This is a genomic window from Bacillus chungangensis (assembly GCF_030812995.1).
Taxonomy (GTDB): Bacteria; Bacillota; Bacilli; order Bacillales; family Bacillaceae_C; genus Bacillus_CF; species Bacillus_CF chungangensis.
Genome location: NZ_JAUSTT010000018.1, coordinates 66,341 through 87,954, shown reverse-complemented (window position 1 = coordinate 87,954; position 21,614 = coordinate 66,341). Strand labels below are relative to the sequence as shown.

Sequence of the window (21,614 nt, the reverse complement as noted above, 5' to 3'; positions counted from 1 at the left end):
TTTCGATGAATCTTTTTGTCTGTATTCAACGTCTATATATAGAGGTCTTATTTTCTAATTGCCTAAATAACTGCTTAAAAGATGGGAAATATGTTGAGTCAGAAGATGAAAGTATCATTGAACTAATAAATAAAATAGTGAAAAAAAGAATGGAAGATTTCTATCAGGGGAGTTACTGTCATTCCTCCCATACAATCCTAAAACATTGCGTCCTCGAAAAGAGCACTCACTTTTTCACCATGCGGTTTTTTTAAGAAGCCTTCCTTATCCTGCAGAGCTGAACTAATTGAACTTAGAATAAAATCAGAAGGGAGAAGAAAAATTACGTTCTACTTTTATAGGGGGATTACTGCAAGTTACAATGTTATAATAAATGATGCAAATATGTTATGGATAGAACAAAGTTTGTTTGCATATTTCATCTTGCAAGCAGTTTTGTTGCAAGGTATTTAGGAGATGACTTCAAATAGCATTAAAATACATAAAAGGACGAAAAAAATGAAGCAAAAAAAATTTTTATTTTTACTCTTGTTTGTCATTATTGTGTTAGGCGCTATTATTGCGTATAAGAAGGTTTGGGGGACAGAGGATAATACGATTTCTGTCGAACCTTATAAAAAACCAACATTTCAAGATGAGTATGATGTTATTGTCATTGGAGGAGAGCCGGAAGGAGTTGCTGCAGCCGTTGCAGCTGCTAGAAGTGGATCGAAAACACTCTTAATTGAGCACCGTGATGGACTTGGCGGTTTAATGACATTTGGCGAACTCAATTTTTTAGATATTAGCTATGATCAGAAAGGCAAGTTTGCTAATGAAGGAATTTTTAAAGAGTGGCACCATTTAGTAGATGAGAAGATTGGTTTTGATATTGATGATGCGAAAAATGCTTTTTTAAAGCTTGTGCAAGATGAGAAAAATCTTACACTTGCTTTAGAGACAAAAGTCTCTTCCGTCATCCGTGAAGGAAATACGCTAGTAGGCCTTGAAATAGAAGATGACAAAAATAATGTCAAACAAATAAAAGCCAAAAGATTCATTGATTCTACACAAGATGCTGATATTGCAGTAATGAGTGGAGCGCCTTATTTTGTTGGCGGCGGTGATATTGGTGTTGAAGATAAGAAGATGGCTGTTACGTTAATGATTCATTTAAAAAATGTAGATTGGAACAGCGTTAAAAAAGCAGCAAAAGATGGTCTGTACGGCGGTGCTGATATAAAAGGAAATGTAGCTTGGGGATTTACTGAATTACATGATGAATATCCACCGAAGTTTGAAAACACACGTTTACGTGGCTTAAACATTATGCAAGAAAAAAATGGCGATGTTTATATTAACGCATTACAAATATTTGGTATTGATGGACTTGATGAAGCTTCCAAACAAAAAGCGATTGATTTAGGGAAAAAAGAAACGGAGCACGTACTTGCTTTTCTAAAAGAAAATTTCCCTGGTTTTGAGAAAGCATCTATTGCTGATTTCCCAACAGAATTGTATGTGAGAGAAACGAGACATATTAAAGCAGAGTATCAATTGCCGATGTCAGATGTCTGGGAAAATCGCGATCATTGGGATAGCATTGGTTTTGGAAGCTATCCAGTAGATGTACAAGCAACATCTCCAGACGACTATGGATACGTATTATCCCGTCCAACTCAATACGCCATTCCATTCCGCTCTCTCATCCCGCTGGAAGTGGACGGATTATTGGTAGCAAGTAAAGCATCAGGATACAGTTCTTTAGCAGCAGGGAGTGCGAGGATTATTCCTACAGGGATGACAACCGGCCAAGCTGCAGGAGTTGCTTCATCACTATCCATTAAGCACGATGTTAGTTTCAAGAAGATGAGTGAAGATAAAGAAATCGTTGCGGAACTGCAAGAGCAGCTTAAGGAACAAGGGGCACGCATTTATGAGTTTGAAATTCCTTATTCTTACGAAGGTGAATGGTTCTATCCTGCAGTAAGAACACTTGTTAATTATGGTTTAGTCGTTGGCGGCTACGATAATACGCTTCCTGTAGATGATCCATTTAAAGAAATATCCTTTTTTGGCTTAATAAATGGCATCCAGCAGCGTGCTTATCCTGATGACTTTGAAAGCCGCAAGGACCAGCTTGCAGGTATCTATGGAATGATTGAAAGCGATACGACAGTGTTAACAAGAGATAAAGCAGCAGAAATGATGTTGGCGCTATTTGGCATCAGTGTTCAAGGAGAGGAAGCATGGAACATGCTTCAGGAAAAAAATATCCTTGATGATATGATAGTAGAAAAACTCACTTCAAACCGTGAATTAAAAGGGAATGAAGCATATTACCTCGTACATTTAATGCATGAGGGATATGATAAGTTTAAATAAACAAAGCATGAAACGCATACCCACTGTCATTTTGTTTATGCGGAATGACAGTGGGTATTTTAAACTGTTCTTTCAAGAATTTTTCACAATTACTTGAATAAAGGCTGTATCAGAGATGTTCATTAAACAATTGGCTGTTCTTTCTCTTTGCCGTTGAAATGTATATAATGAGCAATTCAGCTTAAGCATCTGTCCATTTTGAAATAAGACATAGAGGTCTTTGCCTTCGATAACATGTGTTTTAATATGTTTTGGAAAAATCCATATACAGTCATAAGCATCAGGTGATTTTGTTGGAAAAGCGGATAAATGATCATGATGACCAAAAACAAGAGGTGTTTTCTTGGGGTAGTATAATATTTTTCTAGCGGCTTCTATTCTTCCATTATAGGTATTAAAACGGTCCATACATGCTTCATCAAGCAGTTCTCTAGGAGTTTTTGTCGAATAGAAAACACCGTCTACATCATGAATCTCTACATTATATTCAGGAGTCAGTGCTTCTTTCAACGCCATTGTACTTTGGGAAATGCGATAATTTTCTTTTACAATCATGTTTATCCTCCTTGTAAAAAATAATTACGACAATTCCTATTATATCAATTATTTTTAAAAATGGGCACATGATCATATTAAAATAGATGATTGACTAGAAATAAGATTATTTTGTATTATTTTTATCCTTCTAAAAAGAGATATTAAAGTCTTATATGGTTGTGAGGATGGCAATAGCTTTCAAATATATACACTTGTTAATCGTAATCTTTTTGAGGACCCGATCGCACCATGCTTAACGAGTCCCCAATTAATTCAATGACTACAAATTTACTCTTTGAAACGCATTTTTATCTTTTCTATGGCAGTTTTTCGCCACTTTTTCACTGCGGAAATGGAGACTTTTTCTAACTGGGCAATTTCTTTTATATCCAAATCGTGATAAAAAGTATAGATGACCCACAATTTTTCCTTTTTCGTTAACGATCCACAGTAAGCAAGTAACATCTCTAATTCTAACGGCTGTTTTACTGAAAAGTCATGTGCTGTTTCGAAAAAGGCATGATCTTGACATACGCAGCGCTCGTCATGTCTATTCATTTTCGTCAATTCTGACAAGATTCGGCCTCTAATAAAAGAATAGGCATAAGTAGCAAAGGATGCTTTTCCTGGAATATATCGTTTATGTGCTTCCCATAGCCCAATTAACCCAATTTGATAATATTCTTCGATATTTTTGTAAAGATGCAGTCGATGAATGATGTGATAGATCATCCGCTTATATTGATTTGCCAGTTCTTCAAAGTTTTGCATCATGCTTTCCCTTTCTTTAGAAAGCGCGCTATCTAGTGGATTCCTAGGTCTATTTACATTAAGCAAGGAAAAGTAGTTTGGCGAATGGATAAAATGGAAGAATCAATCAAACAATCAACTTTTTATCTATGAATAGAAGAAGATTATTAAGTTTTACGATAGGATTTTTTTTGTATCATTGTTTTTACTGCTTTTTTTCTTATTCGTAGTTTGTAAGCTAAATGTAATATTAACTCTATTGGTTTTGCTAGTTTGGAAGTTTATAATGGTAGAAGGAAAATGTTACAACTAGAAAGGAGAAACTAGAAGGTGACAAAAAGAAGTTGGATGAAGCTGTTGTGCATGCTTCAAATATGTTTCTTAATTTTCGGCGGCTTAACAATTGTATTACCGCATCAAGCTCAAGCAGCATCGAATGTAAAAGAAAATTTTCAAGTATCAGGAGGTGTAAGTTATAAAGATACACGTTTATCTACTTCTTCAACAAAGCAAGCAATTCGAATGTTAGAAGTAAATATGAATGACCCATATACAACAGTCGGAATCGGAATCCCAAATCCATTGAATAGACTAGCAAAAACGACAACACAGGCTCTTGAACATCATACACAAGGAAATTTAGTCGTTGGTGCAATAAATGGAAACTTTTTTGATAGGGGCCTCCCTATGAATTTAATTTCAAAGGATAATCGCCTTGTCCACGCAGGAACTGTGTATAGCGGGAAAGATAAATATGTGAATGAGCCGATTGCATTTGGTGTAACTGCTAGTGGAAAAGGTTTAATTGATCATTACAACATACAGATGAGCTTTGTACATAATGGCACACCATATCCTATTACAAACACAAATTTCGAGCGCTCCGTAAATGAAACCATTTTATACACATCTAGTTATACGAAAGAGTATCCAAATACGAATGAATACGGGACAGAACTTGTTGTGACAATGCCTAATGCCCCAACATTTGAATTTGGGGCAGGAGAAACAGGAGTCGTAGAATCCATTAGGCATACTGGAGATAAAAATCATGTATATATTCCTAAAAATGGATTCGTCATTTCGGCTCATGGTGATGCAGGAGCTGCGATTAACCATATTCAAGTAGGCGATAGTATTACACTTTCTATCGATATAGATGAGAAATGGAAGAACTCAGCATACATGATTGCAAGCGGACCAATGCTCGTGAAAGACGGGCAAGTATCTCTCAGCATGGATCCGAACAGTCCAAATGCCAAGCAGCGTGCACCGCGAACAGCTGTCGCAACTGACGCTACTGGGGAAAAAGTATATTTGGTTACTGTTGACGGTCGACAAAAGGGCTATAGCAATGGTATGACTTTAACGGAATTTGCAGAGTATCTAGTCAGTATCGGAGCGAATCGAGCACTTAACTTTGATGGCGGCGGCTCAACGACAATGGCGGTACGTTATCCAGGAACAACCGCAGTGAAGCTTGCAAACAGCCCTTCAGATGGAAAAGAACGCTCTGTTTCAGCTATATTGATGGCTGTTTCTACTGCTCCTCCTGGAAAAGTCAAAACGTTGGACGTCAAAAAATCAAAAGAGGGCTCCATCTTAGTTGGAGAAACGATTACCGTATCACCTACCTTCGCCATGGATGAATTTTATAACCCAATAACGGTAGCAGCATCCGACTTAGCATTAACGGAAGCAAATGGATTAGGTACGATTAATGGCAATACGTTCACGGCCACACAAGTTGGGAAAAGCAATATTACAGTAACGGTTGGAGATGCTACTGTTAATGTTCCAATTGAAGTAGTGGATAAACCATTATTTAGTGATATAAAAAGTCCATTCTGGGCTGAGAAGGAAATTGCTTATTTAGTAAAAAAAGGCGTTATTTCCGGCTACCCTGATGGGACATTCAAACCAAATGCAACGATTAATCGCAGCCATGCTGCTATTATGTTAACAAAAGCATTAAACTTAGATACAAATAACGTTCAAGATCCAGGCTTCAAAGATGTTCCAAAAAGTTATCCTTATTATAAAGAAATTGCAGCAGCGGCCAATGCTGGCTTATTAAAAGGGAAAGGCTCAGGAAAATTTGATGTGAACGGTCAACTGACACGTGCTGAAATGGCAGCTATTATCCAAAGAGCATTTGAAATTCCAAATGTAAATAACAATTATTTTTCTGATGTAAGCAAAAATCATTTTGCTTATAACGCCATTAACGCTGTTACCGCACAAGGTATTGCAGCTGGCTATCAAGATGGGACATTTAAACCTTCAAAATCTGTCATAAGATCAGAATTTAGTGTTTTCTTGTATCGTTCTTTAACAAAATGAATAAGTTTTCGGGGATGACTCAACTTTTGATGAGTCGTCCTTTTTTTGATTAAATGATGGGGTCATTCATTTTCATTAAATTGTTGATCATTCGAATAAAAAAAGCTAAGGATAGATGTTTCCTTTTTTAGTAAAAACATGACAAAATTTGCAATTTTATTAATGCTGTAATAAATAGTTAGCTACTTCATTTCACAATGTGTCTCTGTTTTACGTTTTGCTTTTGGACAATCATGAGACGTATTTTTCCAAAATTCTACTTAACTCTTATTATATAGTTGATTATTATAGGGAAGATGACTATTATAGAAGATAGCGGTAAAAAAGAATTTTATAAATAATATTCAAAAAGTTTCTGAACATCAACAGTGTATTTCAATGTTCTGGCAAGAGTAGCTGTTATCTGAAAGACAATTTTAAGCCACGCTTAAAATAACTGGCTGTCATGAGCTTACATAATAGCAGGGGGGAGCAGAGCTTGAGTGACTGTCGATTGATGACTTTTTGAGGATGTACCTAATGAAAAAGCTAGATTTGTAATCTCATTGTTTTTCCTAAAAATAAGAAAAAAACGTCTATCTTGTATGAAAGTAACATTTTTAATTTCTTTTCATCTGGACATGATATGTACAAGGAGGTATTATATTGGTTTATCTTACCTTATTCGTTTGTTTGATTACCTCGATTATTTTAACACCAATTGTTAAAAAAATAGCGATCAAAATTGGAGCAATCGATAAACCAAACCATCGTAAAGTTCATAAAAACATAATGCCCCGTTTAGGTGGATTAGCGATCTATTTTAGTTTTATTATCGGAATTCTAGTATTGCGCCCTAATGATGAATTTACAATGCCTATTTTACTGGGAAGTCTTGTTATCATCATTACTGGGGTGTTAGATGATTTACTGGAACTGTCAGCTAAGATGAAGCTGTTAGGACAATTGCTTGCTGCATCGATTGTTGTATTTGCAGGAGTAAATATAGAATTTATTAATTTGCCGTTTGACGGACAGTTGCAATTTGGCTATTTGAGTATTCCGATTACAATCTTATGGATTGTTGGTATAACAAACGCAATTAACCTTATCGATGGCTTAGATGGCTTAGCAGCGGGTGTTTCATCAATTGCATTAATTACGATCAGTTTAATGGCGTTTATAAAACAAGATGTGTTCACGATGAGTATGGCTCTTATTGTGCTAGGCAGTACGCTTGGATTTCTGTTTTACAATTTCCATCCAGCAAAAATATTCATGGGTGATACAGGGGCATTATTTTTAGGCTATATTATCTCTGTTCTTTCACTGTTAGGATTTAAAAATGTTACATTCATCTCATTAGTCATTCCTGTTATTATTCTCGGAGTGCCGATTTCTGATACATTTTTTGCGATTATCCGCCGCATTGTGCATAAAAAGCCGCTGTCGGCGCCTGATAAATCTCATCTTCATCATTGTTTGCTAAGGTTGGGATATTCTCACCGACAAACGGTATTAATCATTTATGCAATCGCAGCAATGTTTGCACTTGCAGCTGTCATCTTCTCAATGGCAACGATGTGGGGAGCAATAATCGTTGTTGGTATTTTGCTTCTAGCAATTGAACTGTTTGTTGAAAGCATCGGGCTTGTTGGAAAAAATTATCAACCACTCCTAAAATATATACGGAATGCAACGAATATGAAAAACCGCTAATGATATCGTGAAACTTCCATCAGTGGGGATTTTTTCTTCTCCCTCACTGATAAGAAGTAGAACAAAGGCTAAGGTCGCAGGCGTCCGCGAAAAAGGAAACCGCTTTTTTCTTCGTGAGATGTATCACTGCCGAACCTTCCTTATCCTGTAGGGTCGAACGAATCGGACATGTACTGGTAGACTTCTTCGATTCTTCAAACTTTTGAAGGGCCTGTTAAATGTGAGATAAAAGAGAATGCCTGTCTTGAAGAAGGCATTTTTTTAATGTAAAAAACCCCGCTTCATCGTTTTGATGATGCGGGGTTTTACATTTTCTCATTTTAGCTTGCACTGCTGTCGTCTTTAATTCCGATTATTTTTTCTTCCTCTTGATTTAATTTATCTTTATGACGATCTTCTTTATTAGAAACATGCAAGTGTTTTTTTAACTTTGTTTTTAACTCTTCAAGGGATTGGTCATTTACTTGATAATAATAGACATCTTTAATATAAGAATCTTCCCCTTCAAGTACTAGCGTTTCAACATTTAATTTTCCAGAAACACCGTAGTCAATAAGAGCTTTCATTTCGTCAAAAGCCATGTTTGTTTTCATATTAGAGCCAATGGCATCAATGATTTTACCGTATTTTACTACTGATTGCAGCGAAACGGCTTTATCGAGGACTGCTTTCATTACTTCCTGCTGGCGTTTTCCTCTTTCTACATCACTGTCTTTTTTACGTGTTCGCGCAAATGCCAACGCTTCTTCCCCATTCAGCGTTTGCAAGCCAGCTTTTAAAGAAATCGCGTTCTGATTATCTTTGGAGTCCTGTTCTGTAAAGGCGTAAGGAACATCTACTTCAATTCCATCTAATGCTTCTACAACGTCCATGAATGCATTAAAGTCCATTCGAACATAATAATCAACTGGAATGTCGAGCAGTTTTTCCACCGCACGAATCGATGCTTCTGGACCTGCATAGGCGTGTGCGTGATTAATCTTTGTCTTATAGCCTACCTCTTCAATATACACATAAGTATCACGGGGGATGCTGAGTAATTTAACGGATTTTTCTTTTTGATTTAGTGTTGCAAGCATTAATGCATCCGTTCGTGCAGTTTCTCCATAATCTCGATGCTCACTAGTGTCAATACCGAGAAATAAGATCGAGATATTATCATCATTCGGATTCACTATTTCTTTACGCAGATCCGATTTTTTCCTGCCTTCAATCGCCTCATACGATTTATCCATGGTAACTTCCGCTTTTTTCACAAGCCATGTTCCATATGCGATTGTCGAAGAGGCGATTAATAAGATCGGAAAAAGGAGAAACCAAAATACGCGCTTCCGCCTTTTCTGCTTTTTCGCTTTCTGCTTCATCTGACGTCGATTCATCTATTTAGCCCCTTTTTTAACTGATACAAATCATGCTCATCTTTTCATCCTAATCGAATTAAAACTCCCACTTTGGAAAGGGGAACTCCCTTTGGCTGCTAATATAAAAAATATATCCGCCATTTCCACTTTTTTTGACATAATTCTACTTGTTTTATACAAGCCACTTTTCATTTTACTACTTTTTCTGCTCTTCGTAAAACAAAATATACAAACGATAAGTGGAAGGGAATCCCAAAGATAAGCTTTGGCGTCTTTTTTATCCCACATCTAACTGGCAGTAAGACCCCCACCTCAAGAGTTAAGAGGATTCGAAGAAGTCTAGGTGGGGGATAACTGCCAGTAAATGTCCGATTGGTTCAACTAACCATCAGTGGGGATGAGAGAAAACCCCCACTGATGGAAGTTTCACTTTATTCCTCCTGATGAGCAATTGGATTTTCTAAATAAAGCTTGTCACCTTCTACTATCTCTGCTTGACCATTCGTAAGTTCAATTATCCAATCGATAAATGGTTTTTTTTGATGATCAGTGACATATACTTCGATCTCTACCTTGTCTAAATAATGAATGTCGTTCAGTAAATATTCTGAAGCACGCAGCTCATTTTCAATTTTTCCAAGCCATGTATAGTCAATCGTAATGTGCATCGTGGAGACGAGCTTTCTTTCGACCAGGCCAGTTGCATTAATTCCTTCAGAAGTTGCTTTTCCATAAGCGCGTATTAATCCGCCTGCGCCGAGTTTGATCCCGCCGAAATATCGAGTAACGACAACTACCGTGTCTTTTAGATCACGTTTTTTAAGGACTTCAAGCATAGGGATACCTGCCGTTCCACTGGGCTCTCCATCATCGTTTGCTTTTTGAATTTGATTATGTTCTCCTATCATATAAGCTGAACAATTGTGTGTAGCATTCCAGTTTTTCTTTTTAATCTCTTGAATAAATTGCTGTGCTGCTTCTTCTGTAGTACTTCTATTGATGTAAGCAATAAATCGTGATTTTTGAATCACTATTTCATGCTCTCCATATCCTTTTATTGTATAATAGTGAGGTAACATATTTTTTTGCTCCTTTTTTCAGGTTGTTCAAAAGTCTGTGAATCATAACTGTTAAAATTTAAGTGGCGCGCACTCGCTTGATCTTCACGTATTCTTGCATACAGCTGCAATTTGATTAAGACGTTTTGTTTCCAATAAACCGACATTGTTCGTTTTATTTTTTAAACTTTTGTACTCAAAATTAAAAAAATGGGAAAAATATCAACAATATGTTTGCATCCTCTTTCATTGCTCTTGATGGATTTACTCTGATCGTTACGTGGCAGCCCAAGCTTTATGGTTTAGAAAAAACATCTCTATTTTACTATACAATGTTGTGAATAAGAAAAGAAGGAAGGTTTATACATACCCACATCATTTGCATCGTTTTCCTCTCAAACAGTATGTTCATCATCCATATTAAACATCAAACTGTAATACAGATTACAAAGAACTGCAAATAAAATTTAATATTCGTCAATAGGCTGGATGGTATAATAGATGCAGTCTTGAAAATAAACAATGATATCGGTAGATCTTGTTCGAAAAAATTTGGGGGAACTATTTTATTGATGAATGGATAGTAGTATCTTTATACTAGAAGTACATGATTAAAAAGAAGGATATAAAGAGCGTATATGTTCTAGCAGCGTGGACTTCAAACGTTGGATAGAATATGTGAGGGCGAAAAGGCAAGCTGACAAAGAAGTTTGCTGCAATTTTTCCAGCATTCTCGTGCTCTTGTCGTTGCGCAATCAGTAATTATTAAAATAAAAATAGTGAACTCACAGCTTTTCGATAAGATGAAAGTGGCTGAAAGGGGAGTAGCCCTGGAGGTAAAACAGATGACATTGAAAAATTTCGATACGAAGGAATTGGATAAAATTCTCGAAAAAATGCTTCTAACGGTTAATGACAGCAAGGATGAGGTTTTTCAAATAGGAGAGCAATGCCGTCAAGACTATGAAACGCTTTTAACTGAATTGAAAGATATTAGAGCTTTGGTGCTGCGAACGATTCAAGAAGGCGATGTTTTAGAAACAAAAGCAAAATTTGCAAGACAACGCTTATCTGAATTAAGCAAGCATTTCAGTAAATATTCTGAGGATCAAGTTAGGGACGCTTATGAAAAGGCACATATTCTTAATATGAAGCTTGTCGTAAATCGGCAAACAGAACAGCAGTTAAGGGTGCGTAGAGATGAATTAGAGAGAAGATTGCAGACTTTGCAAGACACAATCGATCGAGCGGAGCACCTTGTTTCGCAAATATCTGTCGTTTCAAAATATTTGACAAGCGATTTGAAAGAAATTGGTGAAGCAATTGAAAGTGCAAAAGCGAAGCAAGATTTTGGCTTAAAAATCATTGAAGCACAAGAAGAAGAGCGAAAAAGAATTTCACGTGAAATCCACGACGGACCTGCCCAATTAATTGCAAATGTTCTCGTAAGATCTGATTTAACCGAAAAAGTATATAGAGAAAAAGGAATGGAGCAAGGAAAACAAGAACTTCGCAGCTTAAAGGAAATGGTGCGTGCTGCTTTATCCGAAGTCCGTCGCATTATTTATGATTTGCGGCCAATGGCATTGGATGATTTAGGACTTATCCCAACCCTAAGAAAATATCTGGATACGATTGAAACGTACAATAAAACAGCGGAAATTACATTTAGTAATATTGGCGAAGAGACGAGATTGCCCTCTAAATATGAAGTAGCTCTTTTTCGTCTCGTACAAGAGTCGGTTCAAAACGCACTAAAGCATGCAGAAGCAAGCGAAATTCAAGTGAAAATTGAAGTTCAAAAGTCACGGGTAGTGCTCATTGTTAAAGATAATGGCAAAGGCTTTGATGTTGCAAAAAAGAAAAAGGATTCTTTTGGGATTATTGGAATGAAAGAAAGGGTAGAACTATTGACAGGAGAAATAAAGATTCATTCAAAGATCGGCAGTGGAACCCTTGTCATTATTCAAGTGCCAATTGAAAAAGAGGATAAATGAAAAGATTAGCAGAACATTCTTTTCTCACATGGAAATTATTAGTGTTTTTACCTCTAAATATCATAAAGACAAAGTACTATTTTCCAATATATTGAAATGATGAAGAGGTGTGGAAATGTCCTATTTTTTCTATACTTTGGCCTAAATTGTCCCATATTCGTGACAGAAAGGGAAGTTCATAGTAAAGTAAGGATAGCAGAAAGACACCAAATTAAATAAAAATCGCCTTTGTATCGTTCTTCACAAAAAACAAGGTGAGATACACTAGAAAAAGTATGGTAATAAATTTGTATAAGGAATATTCCATGAATTACCAACTATTATGACACCAGCTTTCTGTTATGCTCAATACAAACACTAACGATATATAACACCTTATCATAATGGAATTGTTTTTGGAGAGGGGAGATTTTGAATATGACGACGAAAATTGTGATTATTGATGATCACCAGTTATTTCGAGAAGGAATTAAACGAATATTAGATTTTGAAAAGTCATTTGAAGTTGTTGCTGAAGGCGACGATGGCCGTGAAGCAATTGCTTTAGTTGAGGAAAGCAATCCTGATGTTGTATTGATGGATATTAATATGCCTGAAGTAAACGGTATTGAAGCAACAGCTAATCTTGTCAAATCATTTCCAAATGTAAAAGTGATTATTTTATCTATTCATGATGATGAAAGCTATGTTACACACGCTCTTAAAACAGGTGCGACAGGCTATCTGTTGAAAGAAATGGACTCAGATGAACTAATAGAAGCGGTAAAAGTAGTTGCTGATGGCGGTTCATACATACATCGAAAAGTGACACATAAGCTTGTAGAGGAATACAGACGTTTGGCTAATCAACAAAATCAAGGCAGCGGCTATCAGCAGCCAGAAGTGCAAAGACCTTTACATTTGCTGACACGACGTGAGTGTGAAGTGCTGCAGCTGCTTGCAGATGGCAAAAGCAATCGAAATATAGGCGAGACATTATTTATAAGTGAAAAAACAGTCAAAAACCACGTGAGCAGTATACTGCAAAAAATGAGCGCCAATGATCGTACACAAGCGGTTGTCACTGCAATTAAAAATGGCTGGGTAGAAGTCCGTTAATCTTTTGCCAACAAAAAAACACACAATTTTGTGTGCTTTTTTGTTGGTGTTGTTTTTTCTTTCACTCTTCTAATGGCTCTTCAAAATGAAGGTTAGTCGGCTTATCTAACAGTTCAAATGAAAATTCGAGATTAGTAGAAGGAACATGATGATCCACTTCTTCGAAAATAAAGGCATCCGCCCAAACTGTTCCAGTGCCAGTTAGAATAATCCCAAATGAGATAATGGCACTGTTCTGAGGAACATCCAATACAATAGAATAATGATTCCAGTTGGTGTTTCCAACAATTGGGCGATTGTGCATATTGTCGAATTGCAACACATCTTCACTCGCACTATCTACACGCATCCACATCCCTGAGAAGATTTTAACTTGTTCCGTTTTCATAAAGCACGATAATCTCATTCTTTTTCCTCGGTACTTATCTGCTTTAAACTGCTGCATCATCGTAGCAAACTCATCATCATCTTTAACTGTGAAAGATTTTAAATAACCGGATGCCTTCCCTTGATGAAAAACTTCCCGATCAATTCCGATTTTGTAATGAAAAGGATGGCTTCCACTTAAAAACCAGCCGTTTTTAGCCTGTTTTTCCAATTTCATTTCCTCCTTTTTTTGATTGAACGCTGCCATAATCTTCCGATATTGTCCTGGCGGCAAGTGGTATACTTTTTTAAACGCCCTAGTAAAAACTTCTTGTGACTCAAATTGATAATAAAAGGCAATATCAATAATGCGTTCTTTCGTATGCAATAAAAGAGAGGCAGCATTTGCCAGCCTCCGTATCCGAACATACTCTGTTGCTGACATGCCAATATGTTTTTGGAAAAGACGATGAAAATGAAACTTTGAAAATCCAGCATAAGCTGCAATAGATTCCAAAGAAAGTGCTTCATGCAAATGCTGTTCAATATAATGAATAGTTTGTTGAATGGTGACTTTATGCTGCATAGACATCTCTCCTTGCTGTTATCATAACAAAGCGGAAGGAGATGCGTTTTGACTTTTTTTGCGTTGTTTTTTCTTCAGGAATGCACATTATGAAAGGAGATAGATTACATGCCGGAATATATATGCTAGTTTTTAAAGGAAGAAATATATTGTACGAAAAAAATAATTGTCTGTATGAAGGAAATGAGGATATGGAATGTTATCAAAGCTGATCTGTTTGAAGATCATGCTCTGACAACATTGTCTAAGACAGGGACTAATTGATCAAAATATGGTTTAACGATAAAATCTTTTGCGCCATTTTCAAGGGCTTCCATGATTAGGTTTTTTTGCCCCATCGATGAGCACATGACAATGTTAGCAGCGGGATCTAATTTTATCATTTCCTTTAAAGCAGCAATTCCATTCATGGATGGAAGCGTAATATCTAACATGACAATGTCGGGCTGCTTTTTAAAGTAAGCAACAATTGCTTCTTCGCCGCTCTCTGCTTCTCCAATGACGATATATCCATTTTTTTGCAGAATATTTTTCAACCAAGCCCTCATAAAAAAGGAATCATCAACAATTAAAACGGTTTTGTTCATTTTCTCACCTTCCCCTATAGGAAAATAAGCCTATGTAAAATCATAACATAGATTTTTTTACGAATAAAGAGAAAAATAAGTCTAAAAGCATATTTTAAAAGTACTATTTTTATATGTAGCAAACAAATTATTTATCAAGCTGTTTGATAAGAAAGATAAACTAGAATGTTAGATGTGATATGTTTCTACTATTTATCCCACATCTAACTGGCAGTAAGACCCCCACCTCAAGAGTAAGAGGGATCAAAAGAAGTCTAGGTGGGGGATAACTGAAAGTCAAATGTCCGATTGGTTCAACTAACCATCAGTGGGGGATGAGAGAAAACCCCCACTGATGGAAGTTTCACTTTATTCAATGAAAAATAGGTTTTTATTTACAATACTATCGTGAGTTTGTTGCAAACAAATGCGTTGTCGTTTACTGTGAAAGATATAAGCGGTTAAAACTAGAAAGGTGGATAAAAGTGAAGAAAAATTGGTGTGGTATATTGGTTTTTATGTTGTTAATAAGTATTTTACAAGCATGCGGAAAAGAAGATAATAACAAACAGGAAGCCGAGTTGCCAAAACAAAAGGAAGAGGAGATGCAAGCACCAGCTTTAAAAGAGGTAGAACATATTCCTGCTGAAGAAAAGGCTGCATTATTAGCCGTAATGGAGCAGCAAGCAGCAGCATTTAATAAGCGTGATTTAGAAGCATATATGACGCTCATATCCAAAGAACCGTCTTCATTTGATTACGATGAGGAAAAAGCATATATTAAAACGGTTTTTGAGACAATGGATATTAAATTAGAACCAGTAGAAACGGTTGTTACAGCGTTTAAAGCGACAGAAGCAACGATTGTAACAAAAATGAATACGATAATAAAAGATCATGCGAGCGGAAAAGAATTGACAACTCCATCAAGGCAGGTAAACACTTTAGCAAAAGAAGAAGGGCAATGGAGAATAAAAGCTGTCTTTGCAATCGGTGAACAAGATAGCACGAATTCGTAATTTAGCTAATGGAAAATAAAGAAGTCACCCCTCTCATTCACTAGGTAAGAGACATTCCTGCTATCCTAAACCAAACTTCCGCTGCTTTGAAAAAAACAGTCATTTCCGCTAAAATAAAAGAATGCGATCCAACATTTTCGCTCTGTTCAAAAAGCATGAAAAACCGAACTAGCTACTATTTATTATCTCTTTTTTCGATTCTGTTAGGATACGCTAGAAAACTTAAAGTCATAGAAATGTTAATAAATATAAGGAGATTCATCCATGAAGACAGCGATTGTGACAGATAGTACTTCCTATATTCCTGAAGAATTGCGGAAGCAGCTAGATATTTATATGATACCTTTGAGTGTCGTAATGGGAGGAAAATCATATAGAGAGGAAATCGACCTTTCTACAGCAGCATTTTATGAAGCGATTAAACATGAAGATCAATTGCCTACGACTACTCAACCTCCTATCGGAGAGTTCGTAAAATTATTTGAAACTCTTGGAAAAAAGTATGATGCGATTATCAGCTTTCACCTTTCCAGCGGGATAAGCGGGACATATCAAGGCGCAGTTTCAGCGGCTGCAATGGTTGAAGGGGTAGAGATTTATCCTTATGATTCAGAGACAAGCTGTATGGCACAAGGTTTTTTTACTCTAGAAGCAGCAAAAATGGCTCAAGAAGGAAAAGATGTAAAAGAAATCTTAGCAAGGGTTCGCGAGCTGCATAAGCATTTACGTGCTTATTTTATGGTCGATGACCTTGCCCATTTACAACGAGGCGGGCGTTTAACTAATGCTCAAGCTTTTATTGGGAGCTTGTTGAAAGTAAAGCCGCTGCTTCATTTTGTAGACAAGAAAATTGTTCCTTTTGAGAAAATCCGTACAAATAAAAAAGCGTTAAAGCGAATCGAAGATTTATTAGGAGAAGATGTACAAAAAGCATTGCCATTACAAGCTTCTATCATTCACGCTAATCGAGAACAAGAAGCACTGGAATGGAAGCAAGAGCTTGAAAGCAAATTTCCTCAAGTGGCTTTTTCCATCAGCTATTTCGGTCCTGTCATCGGAACCCATCTTGGTGAAGGGGCGATGGGACTTGCGTGGACGCTTAAATAAAATTTCACTATATAATGAGTTTCCTATATTGGGACGAAGAGTAGCGCTATAGAAATTTTTACAATAGAAATGGGATGTAAGAGGGAGAAAGCAGTTTCACTTCTTACTTCCCTCATTTTATCCCACATCTAACTGGCAGTAAGACCCCCACCTCAAGAGTAAGAGGGATCAAAAGAAGTCAAGGTGGGCGATAACTGAAAGTCAAATGTCCGATTGGTTCGGGCCGACAGGATAAGGAAAGCTTCTTGAATCTACATCGCACGAAGAAAAAGTGTCGAGGATGTCGGTCACAAAGGCGTTGCAACAGGACAAGGAAAGCTTCGACAGCGATACATCGCACGAAGAAAAAGCGGTTTCCTTTTTCGAGGACGTTGCGACCTTAGCCTTTGTTCTACTTCTTATCAGTGGGGGATAAGAGAAAACCCCCACTGATGGAAGTTTCACTTTATCTTCTATCTTTCTGCTACAAATGTTTATCGTAAAAAGGAGTGACCATGATTGCAATCAAAGAAATCACAACCTCAAAATCCCTTCTCACCTTCTAAGGAGCTGCAATTGTTTCTTGCAGGCCGCTCCCTGCTTCGCGAAGAACTCCCCTTTTCTCCAACAATAATCGAAACACATCTCCAACAAGGTTATTTGCAAAAACAGTCTGGTTTAGAAAAGATACAATCAAACTGGCAATGTAGACGCTGTGGAACTCAGAAGCCACATCGAATCGGAAGCTACCCCTGTGCAGTCTGTAAAAAAACTTGTTATTATTGCCGCCATTGTCTCATGATGAGAAGGGTAGCAAGCTGTTCCGAGCTCTTCCAATGGACAGGGCCGCCTCCTACCTATACAACTTTTTCCAAAAAGATGCTGCAATGGGAAGGTACGCTCTCACCAGGCCAACAACAGGCATCAGACAGCATCGTCAATAGAATAGCGAAAGCAGGAAAAAAAGCGGAAAAAATGCTGGTCTGGGCTGTATGTGGGTCTGGAAAAACAGAGCTACTATTTGCAGGCATTCATACGGCATTACAGCTTGGTATGAGAATATGTATTGCCACTCCTCGTACAGACGTTGTCCTTGAGCTTGTTCCCCGTCTCCAAGCAGCTTTCCCGAACACGGTGATAGCAGCTCTTTATGGCGGCAGCACTGACCGTGATAAGTTTGCTCCTTTAACGATTGCGACGACGCATCAACTATTTCGATTTGCGAATGCTTTTGATGTAATGATTGTGGATGAAGTGGATGCCTTTCCTTTTTCTTTTGATGAATCCCTTGCCTTTGCTGTAAAAAAAGCAAGTAAGGAAACGACTGTAACAATCTATTTAACAGCGACGCCAACGTCCGTATGGAAGCGTGCATGTCGAAAAGGAACAGCATCATGCATCACGATTCCTGCCCGTTTTCACAAACATCCCCTTCCTGTACCTACTTTACAATGGTGTGGAAATTGGCGTAAAAGCTTAGAAAAACAGCGTCTTCCACTAAACGTTAAGAACTGGGTGCTGTACCGTCTTAAAACCAAAAAGCAGGCGCTATTGTTTTTTCCAAGCGTTGCCTCAATAAAGCAAGCCCTGCCGTATTTTCAAGCAATCGATCCCCACATTCATCTCGTATATGCCGAAGATCCATTACGGAAAGAAAAAGTCCAGAAAATGAGAACAAAAGAGATCATGATTCTTTTAACCACAACGATTCTTGAAAGAGGTGTGACATTTCCTAACCTTGATGTAGCTGTTATTGGGGCAGAAAACGCTATTTTTACAGAAGCTGCACTTGTACAAATTGCGGGTCGTGTTGGCCGCAGTGCTCAATATCCTTTTGGAACTGTCACTTTTTTTCATCATGGCAGAACGAAAGCAATGCTTGCTGCCCTCTCGCAAATTGAAGGAATGAATCGCCAAGCAAGGCGAAGAGGCTGGTTAATGAATGATTAATATGATGGAAGGGGGATTTGTGGGGCCTAAATGTAATTTTGGTGAAAAACCGATTACGTGCTCCATACAGTAAGATTGATGAATGAACGTTGTTTATATTGTGAAAACCCGTGTATCCCAGAAACAAGCTGGGCATCGTTGTTTACATTCAAATCAAGGCAAATATATCTTTGTCAACATTGTCTCAGTCAGCTTGAATGTATTCAAGGAGAAGTATGTATCAAATGTTGCCGAATCTTGCATCATCTTCCTGTATCTTATGTTCAACAAGATGTTTGTCTGGATTGCATGCGCTGGGAGAAAGAAAAGAATTGGCGAGGCGTACTGCAGCGTAATGTTTCCCTTTATGTATATAATGCATTTTTAAAGGAAGTGTTAGCTCGCTTTAAATTTCGTGGAGACTATATATTAGCAAAAGCATTTTCACCTGCAATTCAAAAGGTGCTGCATCGTACACCATATGATTTACTTGTTCCGATTCCATTAAGCAGCGAACGCATTGCTGAACGGGGCTTTAACCAAGCAAAGGCCTTAGCTGATGAAGCATCACTGCAAACAACGGAAGTCCTCACTAGAATTCATACAGAAAAACAATCGAAAAAAAAGCGCTTTGAGCGGATTCATGATGTCCAAATTTTCCATGTTTCTGAACAGGCGAAAGTAGATGGGAAGGTCATTCTGTTAATTGATGATATTTATACAACAGGTGCGACATTGCATCAAGCGGCAAAAGCCTTAAAAGACGCGGGAGCAAAAACGGTAACATCTTTCACTTTGGCACGTGGATAGGTGAAAAGTCTGAGAATAACGTACAAGCAGAATGCGAGCAATTTGTATTTTTATGTAGTTGGTTTAAGAAGTAAATAAGACTTGAATCATCCTCCTTTTGACATCATTTTTATAAAAGTGATGTGGAAAAACAAGATAAACTTATACAATTTAAGATGAGTTGACGATATAATAGGAAGAGCGAGATGTCGAATAAAAGGAGGATGAATGATGGCAGAGTTGTCAAACTGTCCAGATTGCGGAGATATTTTTGTAAAAAACCTATTCAGAGAAAACTGTGAAAAGTGTTTTAAAGAAGAAGAAAGAATGTATGAAATCGTTTATCAATTTCTGCGTCAACGCAAAAACCGTGCAGCAACGATGGACGTCGTGATACGTGAAACTGGTGCATCGGAAAAGATGCTTTATAAGTGGATACGGAAAGGCCGTTTGCAGCGAGCGCTGTTTCCAAACCTTGGCTATCCATGCGAAAAATGTGGCAATCTGATCCAAGAAGGGAAGCTATGCAAAAATTGTATTTCTCAAATAAAAAAAGACCTTGATATTTTTGAAGAAGAAAAGAATAGACAACAAGAAATACAAGAACGTGAAAGAAGCAGAACCTACTATTCTGTTGATGATCGTTTTAAAGGGAAATAGCCCGAATTTAAAAAGTCAATGAGCCTCACAATCGAATACTAGCTCACTGCCAACTTAAGTCCCCACCCTCATTCTAGTGGCGCTCGTTTCTTGACTTTTGCATAACATGATTATTGTTAATAATAGGTATTTTTTTTGAATCTTCGTTGTCTGCTACTCTTCCGTTTTCCCACATATTTGAAGTGAGAAATGAAAAAGTAGGATGAAAGTGTTTTTCTCACTTCTCACACCTAATCAACAACTATCGATTGGTTCGACTCGTCAGGATAAAGTAATTTTTATTGGATCGGCAGCGTAAACTTTTGGGGTGTACTGGTCTTGCGCTCTTTTTTACACGTAGTTGAAAAAAAGAAGAAAAATCGCCTGTAAACTTTCTAAACAATCATAGTGAACGGCCGATATAAGGACTAGAAAGCAAAAGATGCTCGAAAAAGAATCATCATACTAAAAACATCAGAGCTTGTTTTTTCGGTTATAGGCGGGAAATATCTATTATGAATTAAGAACCTTTAAAATAACAATGAAATGTTGCCGTATCTCTTATAGGATTGTATATCGTAAAAAAACAATTAAGAGGAAAGTGAGGGGAGCAAAATGAAAATCAATCAATTAGGTCTGTCTGGACTGAATCCTTATAAAAATCAATTAAATAAGTACGAACAATTCGAGAAAGAAAACGGAAAAAAAGCCGATAAAGTGGAAATATCCTTAACAGCTAAAGAGATGCAGCAAGTATCACCGCTCGTGAAGGATCGTCAGGCCAGAGTCGAGGAATTAAAAATTCAAGTTAAAAACGGACAATATCAAGTCGACCCTCAAACTGTGGCAAAAGCGATAAAAAAATATTATTCCTCTAAATGAATTTGACAATAAATAAGGAGGCTAGCGTATGTCTGCTGAAGCACTCATCACAGCCTTAAAAAAATTACGAAGTTTACATGAGAGTCTCTATCAGCTTGCACTAAAAAAAACAGATTTGTTAGTAAATAATGAGATGGAGGCTCTTCAGCAAATTGTAGCCGACGAACAACAGCACATCAAGGCGATTGATATCCTTGAAAAGGAACGGCAGCAAGCTGCTAAAGACTTTTTAGGTAGAGAAGAGAATATCACGATTTCTGATTGTATCGACGCTGCCCCGCCAGAAATGGCAGCATCTCTATCTGAATTAAAGGAAAGCATTGTCGATACGGTGACTCAGCTTCAAAAGAAAAATGAATTAAATCAATCTCTCGTTTTTCAGTCTTTACAGCTCGTAAACTTCAGTTTGGATCTGCTCAGACCCCAAGAACAAAAAGCCACGTATGGCAGACCAGATCAACAACAGCGAAAATCGTCTTTGAGAGGATTATTCGATTCAAAAGCATAGATTTGATAAAGGTAATCGAAGAGAACTTGTTTAGGCTT

At 37.3% G+C, this 21,614-nt stretch carries 18 protein-coding genes; 12 read left to right on the top strand and 6 right to left on the bottom strand.

Annotated elements, in window-relative coordinates; all coding sequences use genetic code 11:
• Positions 1 to 498 precede the first annotated feature (498 nt).
• Positions 499 to 2,364, top strand: coding sequence for an FAD-dependent oxidoreductase (locus J2S08_RS14825; RefSeq protein WP_307230814.1), 1,866 nt, complete (start codon positions 499 to 501; stop codon positions 2,362 to 2,364).
• Between the two features lie 72 nt (positions 2,365 to 2,436).
• Here the strand turns inward: J2S08_RS14825 and J2S08_RS14820 are convergent, their stop codons facing one another.
• Both J2S08_RS14820 and J2S08_RS14815 read right to left on the bottom strand, forming a co-directional pair.
• Positions 2,437 to 2,919 (bottom strand): competence protein ComK, encoded by a 483-nt coding sequence (locus J2S08_RS14820; protein ID WP_307230812.1) that lies wholly within the window; start codon positions 2,917 to 2,919, stop codon positions 2,437 to 2,439.
• Between the two features lie 270 nt (positions 2,920 to 3,189).
• Entirely contained in the window at positions 3,190 to 3,672 is a 483-nt protein-coding gene (locus tag J2S08_RS14815; RefSeq protein ID WP_307230810.1) for a sigma-70 family RNA polymerase sigma factor, read from the bottom strand.
• A 309-nt stretch (positions 3,673 to 3,981) separates the two neighbouring features.
• Here J2S08_RS14815 and J2S08_RS14810 point away from each other — a divergent pair, with 309 nt between their 5' ends.
• Both J2S08_RS14810 and J2S08_RS14805 read left to right on the top strand, forming a co-directional pair.
• Positions 3,982 to 5,994 carry an S-layer homology domain-containing protein gene (locus J2S08_RS14810; protein WP_307230808.1) on the top strand — a complete coding sequence of 671 codons (2,013 nt, stop codon included), beginning with the start codon at positions 3,982 to 3,984 and terminating at the stop codon, positions 5,992 to 5,994.
• A 645-nt stretch (positions 5,995 to 6,639) separates the two neighbouring features.
• On the top strand, positions 6,640 to 7,692 hold the full coding sequence (locus tag J2S08_RS14805) for a glycosyltransferase family 4 protein (RefSeq protein ID WP_307230806.1): 1,053 nt from the start codon (positions 6,640 to 6,642) through the stop codon (positions 7,690 to 7,692).
• A gap of 320 nt (positions 7,693 to 8,012) precedes the next feature.
• On the opposite strand, the gene J2S08_RS14800 is transcribed toward J2S08_RS14805, so the two are convergent.
• Entirely contained in the window at positions 8,013 to 9,071 is a 1,059-nt protein-coding gene (locus J2S08_RS14800) for an LCP family protein (protein ID WP_307230805.1), read from the bottom strand.
• A 413-nt stretch (positions 9,072 to 9,484) separates the two neighbouring features.
• Positions 9,485 to 10,132: a YigZ family protein gene (locus tag J2S08_RS14795; protein ID WP_307230803.1), complete on the bottom strand. Its 648-nt coding sequence runs from the start codon at positions 10,130 to 10,132 to the stop codon at positions 9,485 to 9,487.
• A gap of 824 nt (positions 10,133 to 10,956) precedes the next feature.
• On the opposite strand from J2S08_RS14795, the gene J2S08_RS14790 reads away from it, so the two are divergent.
• The gene (locus tag J2S08_RS14790) at positions 10,957 to 12,108 is read left to right on the top strand and encodes a sensor histidine kinase (RefSeq protein ID WP_307230801.1); all 1,152 of its coding nucleotides are present in this window, start codon (positions 10,957 to 10,959) and stop codon (positions 12,106 to 12,108) included.
• 417 nt (positions 12,109 to 12,525) lie between these two features.
• Positions 12,526 to 13,206, top strand: coding sequence for a response regulator transcription factor (locus tag J2S08_RS14785; protein ID WP_307230799.1), 681 nt, complete (start codon positions 12,526 to 12,528; stop codon positions 13,204 to 13,206).
• Positions 13,207 to 13,267: 61 nt separating this feature from the next.
• Here the strand turns inward: J2S08_RS14785 and J2S08_RS14780 are convergent, their stop codons facing one another.
• Together J2S08_RS14780 and J2S08_RS14775 are read right to left on the bottom strand one after the other, a co-directional pair.
• A complete protein-coding gene (locus J2S08_RS14780; RefSeq protein ID WP_307230797.1) occupies positions 13,268 to 14,158 on the bottom strand; it encodes a helix-turn-helix transcriptional regulator in 891 nt (296 codons plus the stop codon).
• A gap of 224 nt (positions 14,159 to 14,382) precedes the next feature.
• Entirely contained in the window at positions 14,383 to 14,745 is a 363-nt protein-coding gene (locus J2S08_RS14775; protein ID WP_307230795.1) for a response regulator, read from the bottom strand.
• Positions 14,746 to 15,209: 464 nt separating this feature from the next.
• Here J2S08_RS14775 and J2S08_RS14770 point away from each other — a divergent pair, with 464 nt between their 5' ends.
• From J2S08_RS14770 to J2S08_RS14740, 7 genes are all read left to right on the top strand, one after another.
• Positions 15,210 to 15,743: a YybH family protein gene (locus J2S08_RS14770; protein ID WP_307230793.1), complete on the top strand. Its 534-nt coding sequence runs from the start codon at positions 15,210 to 15,212 to the stop codon at positions 15,741 to 15,743.
• A 264-nt stretch (positions 15,744 to 16,007) separates the two neighbouring features.
• A complete protein-coding gene (locus J2S08_RS14765) occupies positions 16,008 to 16,850 on the top strand; it encodes a DegV family protein (RefSeq protein ID WP_307230792.1) in 843 nt (280 codons plus the stop codon).
• Between the two features lie 498 nt (positions 16,851 to 17,348).
• A complete protein-coding gene (locus tag J2S08_RS14760) occupies positions 17,349 to 18,779 on the top strand; it encodes a DEAD/DEAH box helicase (RefSeq protein ID WP_307230789.1) in 1,431 nt (476 codons plus the stop codon).
• 288 nt (positions 18,780 to 19,067) lie between these two features.
• On the top strand, positions 19,068 to 19,568 hold the full coding sequence (locus J2S08_RS14755; protein WP_307230787.1) for a ComF family protein: 501 nt from the start codon (positions 19,068 to 19,070) through the stop codon (positions 19,566 to 19,568).
• Between the two features lie 210 nt (positions 19,569 to 19,778).
• Positions 19,779 to 20,207 carry a TIGR03826 family flagellar region protein gene (locus J2S08_RS14750; RefSeq protein ID WP_307230785.1) on the top strand — a complete coding sequence of 143 codons (429 nt, stop codon included), beginning with the start codon at positions 19,779 to 19,781 and terminating at the stop codon, positions 20,205 to 20,207.
• Between the two features lie 594 nt (positions 20,208 to 20,801).
• Positions 20,802 to 21,068, top strand: coding sequence for a flagellar biosynthesis anti-sigma factor FlgM (gene flgM, locus J2S08_RS14745; RefSeq protein ID WP_307230783.1), 267 nt, complete (start codon positions 20,802 to 20,804; stop codon positions 21,066 to 21,068).
• Positions 21,069 to 21,096: 28 nt separating this feature from the next.
• Complete coding sequence (locus J2S08_RS14740) at positions 21,097 to 21,576, top strand: flagellar protein FlgN (RefSeq protein WP_307230781.1); 480 nt, start codon at positions 21,097 to 21,099, stop codon at positions 21,574 to 21,576.
• The last annotated feature ends 38 nt before the right edge of the window (positions 21,577 to 21,614 follow it).

What these genes read in the sequence shown, in the direction of transcription:
- J2S08_RS14790 (WP_307230801.1), top strand. Translation starts at nt 10,957, where the DNA reads ATGACATTGAAAAATTTCGATACGAAGGAATTGGATAAAATTCTCGAA.
- J2S08_RS14750 (WP_307230785.1), top strand. Translation starts at nt 19,779, where the DNA reads ATGGCAGAGTTGTCAAACTGTCCAGATTGCGGAGATATTTTTGTAAAA.
- J2S08_RS14825 (WP_307230814.1), top strand. Translation starts at nt 499, where the DNA reads ATGAAGCAAAAAAAATTTTTATTTTTACTCTTGTTTGTCATTATTGTG.
- J2S08_RS14795 (WP_307230803.1), bottom strand. Translation starts at nt 10,132, where the DNA reads ATGTTACCTCACTATTATACAATAAAAGGATATGGAGAGCATGAAATA.
- J2S08_RS14775 (WP_307230795.1), bottom strand. Translation starts at nt 14,745, where the DNA reads ATGAACAAAACCGTTTTAATTGTTGATGATTCCTTTTTTATGAGGGCT.
- J2S08_RS14815 (WP_307230810.1), bottom strand. Translation starts at nt 3,672, where the DNA reads ATGCAAAACTTTGAAGAACTGGCAAATCAATATAAGCGGATGATCTAT.
- J2S08_RS14780 (WP_307230797.1), bottom strand. Translation starts at nt 14,158, where the DNA reads ATGCAGCATAAAGTCACCATTCAACAAACTATTCATTATATTGAACAG.
- J2S08_RS14740 (WP_307230781.1), top strand. Translation starts at nt 21,097, where the DNA reads ATGTCTGCTGAAGCACTCATCACAGCCTTAAAAAAATTACGAAGTTTA.
- flgM (WP_307230783.1), top strand. Translation starts at nt 20,802, where the DNA reads ATGAAAATCAATCAATTAGGTCTGTCTGGACTGAATCCTTATAAAAAT.
- J2S08_RS14755 (WP_307230787.1), top strand. Translation starts at nt 19,068, where the DNA reads ATGCGCTGGGAGAAAGAAAAGAATTGGCGAGGCGTACTGCAGCGTAAT.
- J2S08_RS14800 (WP_307230805.1), bottom strand. Translation starts at nt 9,071, where the DNA reads ATGAATCGACGTCAGATGAAGCAGAAAGCGAAAAAGCAGAAAAGGCGG.
- J2S08_RS14785 (WP_307230799.1), top strand. Translation starts at nt 12,526, where the DNA reads ATGACGACGAAAATTGTGATTATTGATGATCACCAGTTATTTCGAGAA.
- J2S08_RS14765 (WP_307230792.1), top strand. Translation starts at nt 16,008, where the DNA reads ATGAAGACAGCGATTGTGACAGATAGTACTTCCTATATTCCTGAAGAA.
- J2S08_RS14820 (WP_307230812.1), bottom strand. Translation starts at nt 2,919, where the DNA reads ATGATTGTAAAAGAAAATTATCGCATTTCCCAAAGTACAATGGCGTTG.